General features: G+C 56.0%; 6 protein-coding genes. 2 read left to right on the top strand and 4 right to left on the bottom strand.

What is annotated here, in order from left to right:
• The 4 genes from PHD76_01405 to PHD76_01390 form a co-directional block, all read right to left on the bottom strand.
• On the bottom strand, positions 1-2,042 hold a 2,042-nt coding region (locus PHD76_01405), incomplete at its 3' end, for an O-antigen ligase family protein (protein ID MDD5260483.1).
• A gap of 15 nt (positions 2,043-2,057) precedes the next feature.
• A complete protein-coding gene (locus PHD76_01400) occupies positions 2,058-3,434 on the bottom strand; it encodes an MraY family glycosyltransferase (protein MDD5260482.1) in 1,377 nt (458 codons plus the stop codon).
• 77 nt (positions 3,435-3,511) lie between these two features.
• Positions 3,512-4,615 (bottom strand): hypothetical protein, encoded by a 1,104-nt coding sequence (locus tag PHD76_01395; protein MDD5260481.1) that lies wholly within the window; start codon positions 4,613-4,615, stop codon positions 3,512-3,514.
• A gap of 18 nt (positions 4,616-4,633) precedes the next feature.
• Positions 4,634-5,176 carry a WcaF family extracellular polysaccharide biosynthesis acetyltransferase gene (locus PHD76_01390; GenBank protein MDD5260480.1) on the bottom strand — a complete coding sequence of 181 codons (543 nt, stop codon included), beginning with the start codon at positions 5,174-5,176 and terminating at the stop codon, positions 4,634-4,636.
• Between the two features lie 242 nt (positions 5,177-5,418).
• Here PHD76_01390 and PHD76_01385 point away from each other — a divergent pair, with 242 nt between their 5' ends.
• The gene (locus PHD76_01385; GenBank protein MDD5260479.1) at positions 5,419-6,126 is read left to right on the top strand and encodes a zinc metallopeptidase; all 708 of its coding nucleotides are present in this window, start codon (positions 5,419-5,421) and stop codon (positions 6,124-6,126) included.
• A 95-nt stretch (positions 6,127-6,221) separates the two neighbouring features.
• Positions 6,222-6,722, top strand: coding sequence for a tetratricopeptide repeat protein (locus tag PHD76_01380; protein MDD5260478.1), 501 nt, complete (start codon positions 6,222-6,224; stop codon positions 6,720-6,722).
• The last annotated feature ends 163 nt before the right edge of the window (positions 6,723-6,885 follow it).

Raw genomic sequence — 6,885 nt, 5'->3', positions numbered from 1 at the left:
TTTTTCAGCAGCTTGTAGGCCTTTTCGTATAATTGCTGCTCCACACAGGCCTCAAGCAGGATGGGCCAGATTTTTAAACTGACCTGTGGTTTGTCACTCAAAAACTCCTCCATATCCGGTAAGCCACGCACGCGAATCCACAGTTTCCAGACCCAGTCGGGTTCCTTTTCGGGGCTCGACTCGATGGTGTCGTCCTGTTGCAAAAGATTTTGAAGAAATTCATCCGCCTGGTCCTTCGAGGCCGACATCCAGTAGTACCCCTCAAGCTGCGGAAAATCACGCGCCACCAACAGGAGGTTTTCACGCAGCGCCGGGTATTTTTCCGCCTGCTTTTGCATGGAATTATAAAGCTCTTCCACGCTGCGCACCTCCATCCCCTGCCGACAACGCCGCAGCGCTTCCGACCAGGCCGCCAACGCATCATCCGGGTTATACGGCAACAGGATCGTCCCTTCCTCCATGGGCAGGCGCGAGCTGTTTTGTTCAAGCGTGCGGGCCCGCCGGAAATCAGCCACGGCTTCTTCGACCTTTTCATGCAACTTCAATCGGGCCACGGCCCTCGAAAAATAAGTGTTCCATTGCAATGGCCGAATCCAAATCGCATCGTCACAATCCCTTTTTGCTTCGGAATAACGCCCGGTGGCCAGTTCCTGCTCAATTTTTCGCCCCAAAATATCAGCACGCGCAGACCCGGGGAAGTGGGCGATATCCAGCGAGGTTGTCACCCACAGAATGGATATTAAAATGATCAAAAAGCATGCAATTGAAGCCAGGATCGTGAACATGCGGGAAGGCGCCTCCCTGCATTCCGGACGCAAAGCCAGCGCCGCAAATAAAAGACCCGGCCAAATGGTCCCCAGCCGGTGGCCTGAAACATCCACAATGCCATGCACAGCCAGCATGCATCCTGCAGCCAGACATGCGGCACGCAGTGAGCGGTCGGAACCGCTGTCGAATGGAAAGCAACCGCGAAAAAAGCAAAGGCCCAACCCGGCCAGTAGGATCAGGGAGGGCACCCCGGTTTCGGATGCCAGCCACAGCCAGTCGCTTTCGGGATGCCTTACAAAGTCCTCGGTCAGGGAATGGGTACGGTACATCGGAAACGCACCGGCGAAATTGCCAAGACCGACTCCAACCACCGGCTGGGCCAGCACCATGTCAATGGCATCCCGTTGGATTTGGGCTCGCCCGCCATATTCCAGCTTTTCGGCTGTTTCACCGGTAAAGCGCTGCAATGTTTTGCCTCCAAAAAGCATAAACCCTGCAAAGGCCAAAAGTAAACAGGACAAGGCAATCCACGTCCGCGCCCGACGGAAGGAAAGCCGGAATGCGAGCAGAATCCAAAGGCCGGCACCGCCGAAAAAAAGCGCGATACCGGCGCGTGAGAAACTGAGAAACAGCGTGGCCAGCAAAAGAATGAACCCGGCAGCCAGGATCCATGCGCGGAGTTCCCGGCGCCGCAAATGATCCACGGCAAGCGCCAGGGTAATGACACCGCTCATTGCAAGGAAGCAGGCCATCTGGTTGCGGTTTTCAAACGGACCAAGATTTTTGGGGGAATACCAGAATGGGAACTGTTGCCCTGCCAGATAACACATAAGTGCCAGACCCGCCAGGACAAAGGCGCCGTAGCAAAACCAGCGCAGGAGTGCCCGCCTCTGGTGCCGCCCCGCCGGGAGACTTGCAATGTAAAAGAACCAAAGCATTCCAGCGGCAAGAATGATCCAGCTTTCCAGTGTGATCCACGGTTGCGCCGAGAGAAACGGCCCCAGCTTCATGTCGGCCGATTCGATCAATGACTTCTGCCATGCGGGCCTTGCAAGCAGGGCAAAGGGCCAGAGACCCATGCTGCACCAGGCAAGAAATCCAACACTCCACAAGAACCAATTCCTAGGCAGAGAATGGCATGACGGCCAGATCAGCATGCAGAAGGCCGTGGAGAGAAGGATCGCCCCCCAGGCCCACGGATCGCGCCCACCTCCCAGAAACGAAGCCAGGAGGACGGAACAGACAATCGCAAACTGGTTGAGTCGGCTGATCATGGAGTCATTTGAAAATTATTTCGGAATCTGCTCGGGATCCCACCGTTCGCCGGCTTTTTGATAGGCGTGCCGGAAGCAATTGGCCATGCGCTTCCAGTAACGATTGTCCTGTTGCTCTGACGGGACATAAAGGGTCAGCGGGGGGCTGTTGCGGGTTTCCAAAAGAATGGGGGACCGTCCTTCCATTTCCCCGGAACCGTGCAGGCTAAAGCCCGCGCGCACCAGCATTTGAAGGAAGATGGCGTCAAATTCCGCCCGGTTCCGGCACCGGCCCACTTCCATTTCCAACAGTTGCGCCAAAAGGAGGGTGTATTTGACATCCGTCCGACGGCTCAACGCCCGCCGGATCTGTGTCGTAAGTTCCGCCCAGGTCCAAATATAACCCAGATAACGGACGGCAAAAATAGCCAGCACGAACACCAGTCCACCGGCCACCGGCAGGCTCCGTCCTTGTGTCCATAAAACGCTCAAACCGACCAGGCTGAGCACCACGCTGATGAGATACATGCCCAACACAACCCTCCGGTCGGAAAGGCCCAACAGAGTCAGCCTGTGGTGAATGTGTTCCGCGTCGGCCTGAAAAAGAGGAAAGCCGCGAACCGCGCGGCGCAACAGCGCGAAGGTGGTGTCCATGATTGGAAGCCCAAGCGCCACCGTTGTGACAAGCAATGCGGCGGCAATGGTCCCCTTGTTCGAACTGGCAAGTGATAATGAGGCGATGACAAAGCCTATCAGGTAAGCCCCGCCATCTCCGAGGAAAATGCGAGCCGGCGGAAAATTAAAGCAGAGAAAGCCCAGAAGCGCCCCTGCCATACCAAAGGAAATCCATGTGACTCCGAATTGGCCGCCCACCCAGCCGACAAAACCAAGCGTTATAAAAAGAAAGAGCCCCACACCGGACGCCAGGCCGTCGATCCCGTCGATCAAATTGACAAGATTGGGAATTGCCACCAGCCAGAACACGGTCAGGGGCAGGGACCATTCCCCCAATTCCATGCTGAAATGCCCCAGCGGCCATGTGATGACGTTGATGCCCAGGCCCATGAAATGCGCCGTCAAGGCAATGAGGATTTGCCCGGCCAGTTTGGCTTTTGCCCCGAGCGGCTTGAAATCGTCCCAAAGACCCAAAATAAAAATCAATCCGCTGCAAATTCCAATCGCCGCCCAGCCGGGACTCGAAGAAGGCTGGAGATTTGTGATCAGAATAAAACCTGTTATAAAAACCACGAACAACGGCAGCCCCCCCAGGCGCGGGATGGGGGCGCGATGACGTTTGCGAAACGCATCCGGCTGGTCGAGACCATGCCCTGTCGCGCTCCAACGGATCACGAGCGGCGTGGCCAAAATCGTGACAAAGATCGCACTGACAAAAAATATTCCGGCGATAATCAAAGAATGCTTCCCTTCCAAAATTCAGTTGCCTGCAGCCTGCATATTCCGTTTTTCGTGACGAATGTTAGAGATCACAGTCAAACCGATGCCCTGTCCGATTCAATAAGTTTCAACCAAAGCGCTTTCGAGTTTTGTCGGACCCCTGGCGCACTGCATTGTTGTCTATGCGTACTATTCGTTTGATGATACAGCTTGTCCAGCCAATCCACCAGCTTCAACGTCTCATGCGGATCAAAAACTCCGGTGTCCGGCCTTTGCCGGAGGGCCAGGGCGGCTGCGGATTTTCCATTCCCGATCCAAACCAGGGGACGCGGCAGATCCAGCAAAAGCGACAGCTTGCTGGGCCAGAGCAAGCCTGTGGTTTCGGGCCTTTGCGTTGCGATCAGGACCCGGGATGACAACAGGCTTTGCAACAAATCCCCCGGCGCAGCGTAACCGCGGAATTCACACTGTTTGAGCCCCAATTCACGCGCCTTGTTTTTCAACAATTCCAGCGATGCTCCCCCTCCCTGCACAACAAGCCAGACCGGCAAGCCGCGCTTTTCCAATTCCGATTGGGCCAGCGCCAGAATTTCCCATTCGTGGGCGCGCCCCAGGTTCCCCGAATACATCCATTGCCAGCGCGGGCCGGGCGGCCGGGAATCCGCAAGTGAAAGTTCGGTCTCGATTGCGGATTCAGGCCAGGGCGGAATGACATCCGCCTTGACCGAGTAAACTTTCTCCAGATAACCGCGCATGTCTTCATCCAACGCCACAACACCGCCAGTGCTATGATAGGCCATTTTCATCAGGCGATGCAGCAATGCTTCCAGCAAACCGGGTTTGATTTCGCGCAGGGCGACCGCCAGGTCCGGATAAAGATCCATCGCCCAGTGCCAGGATTTGGCGCGGTGAAAGCAGGCAATCATGCGCGCGGTAACAACCAGGCAAACAGGGGAGGTGAACGAAATCACGGCGTCCACTGCGGGATGGGACAGGCCGCGGAGCAGGAGCACCACATGCGCCCGGAGTTCGTGGCGCCAGCGCCGCCAGCCGGGTTTCGGGGCGCCATACAGCGGGTCTGTTGCCAGCCAACTCACTTGATGGCCGTTTTCCTCCAAAAAGGACGCCAATTCGCCAAGCAGCCTCCCGGTGGGCGCGCCTGAACCGGGTCCATACTGGTTGATCAGCAAAATTTTCAAGTCAAAAGGGCATCAGGGTTAGGCAGACGCATGAATCGAAACTGTGCGGCAGGGATTTCCGCGCGACATGGTACCGGGCGCCGCCGAACGCAGGAGCACGCTGCCGACGCTCACCAGGGAATCGTGCCCGATCGTAACTCCCGGACCCACAAAAGCCTGGGCCGCAATCCAGACGCTGTCTTCAATCCGTATCGGACGGGTTATGAGGTCGAAAGTTCCCTTCCGGAAATTATGCGAGCCGGTACAAAGGTAGGCGCGTTGGGACACGCACACATTCGATCCCAGGACAACTTCCGCAAGGCTGAGAATGCAGGCGTCCTCGCCGATCCAGACATGGTCGCCGGCCTTAAATCGCCAGGGAAATGTAATGTTGGCTCCACTGCGAATAACCATGCCTTTCCCGATTTTTGCGCCAAACAATCTGAGGAAGAAAACCCGCAGGAACGAGGGCCAGGGAAACGGGTTTTGAAAAAAAAGGCATTTGCATAAAATCCAGAACGCCTCTTTCAGGCGTCCTGCGCCCCGGTCAAACGCGCTGTTGTCATAACGGTTCAGTTGCACGGCGCAGATTGTAAGGGATGTACGGCAAATAACAAGCCGGAGGACTGGAAGGCGGATGTTACAGGAAGGACGCGAAGAGCAGAAAGGCGGGAGCCAAATCTTGCAAGTTGCCCCGGCTTAAAACTGGCAAATCCGCCGCCGGACGGATTCGCCGTGGCGAACTTGATTCTTGAAACTGCAATGGGATTGCCTTGCATCGGATCAACGGAGGGCTAGATTTTTCCATCTACGGAGGACTCAATATGTTTCTGCTCATTTTTATCGTAACAGCCGCCATCTCCATCATTGCGGTATGCCGGGTGAAGGCCGCCTACGCCAAGTGGAGCAAGGTGCCGGCCGGGTCCGGCTACACGGGCGCGCGCTGCGCCGAACGCATCCTGGAATCGGCGGGAATCCATGATGTTGAAATTGTGGAGGCCGATTCGATGCTCGGCGACCACTATGATCCGATGAACAAGCGGCTGGTCCTTTCAACTGAAAATTATCACGGGGACTCGGCCGCGGCGCTGGGTGTTTCCGCCCACGAATGCGGCCACGCGATCCAGCACAAGCTGGCCTATGCGCCGCTCCAATGGCGCATGGCCTCGGTTGGCGCCACCACTTATGCCAACCAGGCGGTTACCTGGCTGCCCCTGCTCTTTTGGATCACCGGCGGTTATCATGGCGGGTTTGGAATTTCCCTTCACACCTATCTGCTGGTCATGTCGCTCGGCTGGGGAATCATCATGCTTTTCAACCTGATTACATTGCCGGTCGAATTCGACGCTTCGCGGCGCGCAAAAATCATTCTCAACAAAATGCATTTCCTGTCTTCCGAAGAAGCCGAAACCGGCATGCGAAAAGTGCTCGATGCGGCGGCTTGGACCTATGTGGCGGCCTTTATCACGTCGCTGCTTTATATGCTCTACTATCTGCTGCCTCTTCTAATGGGCGGACGTCGGAACGATTAAGTTTTTGCATTTTTGCGCTCCTCGCTTTGCGCTTGGCACAGATTAAGCTTAATTAAGTCTGACTGTGGTGACAGTCATTCACGAAAGGAGCATTTGTGCCGGAAACGAAACTGGATCCGAAACTGCGCTGGGGCCTGCAGTTTGCCTCAGGCTACCTGAACCTTGGCATGCCGGATGAGGCCTTGGACGAGCTGACCCATCTGAAAAAGGATTTCCAGAACCTTCCCGAGGTCATGAGCCTCAAAGGCCAGATCTTTCTCCTTCGCTCCGAGTGGTCATCAGCCGCCGAACTGGCGCAAGCAGGCCATGACCGTTATCCGGAGCTGCCCGATTTTTATATTCAACAGGCGCTTGCTTATGAGCAGCTCGGCGAGCCGGCGCGCGCCATCGACATCTGGATGTCGGCGCCGGATGCAATCAAACGCAGCGGGTTTTGCCATTACAACCTTGCCCGCTGCCAGGCCCGGCTTGGCAATGCCAGTTCGGCCCGCCGCCATGCCCAGCAGGCTGTAAAGCTGGAACCCCTGCTCAAGCCCGCGGTGAAAACGGATCCCTTGTTGAGCGCCTTGAAAAGCCCAATGAACGCAACGAATTAATCCGCAGTGCAAGCAGAAGGAAAACTGCTTTACCACGGACAACACGGATAAATGCCAACCCCTTGGGAGTGGCTTCCTTTAACCTAAAATATACTTTCTCTTTCTTCGTGCCTTGGTGTCTTCGTGGTTCAAAGGTTCAATCGCTTGCCATTCCTGGCCCAGC

The sequence above is a fragment of the Candidatus Methylacidiphilales bacterium genome (genome assembly GCA_028713655.1).
GTDB lineage: Bacteria > Verrucomicrobiota > Verrucomicrobiia > Methylacidiphilales > JAAUTS01 > JAQTNW01.
This window is presented reverse-complemented; position numbering and strand designations above follow the sequence as displayed.

What these genes read in the sequence shown, in the direction of transcription:
- PHD76_01385 (MDD5260479.1), top strand. Translation starts at nt 5,419, where the DNA reads ATGTTTCTGCTCATTTTTATCGTAACAGCCGCCATCTCCATCATTGCG.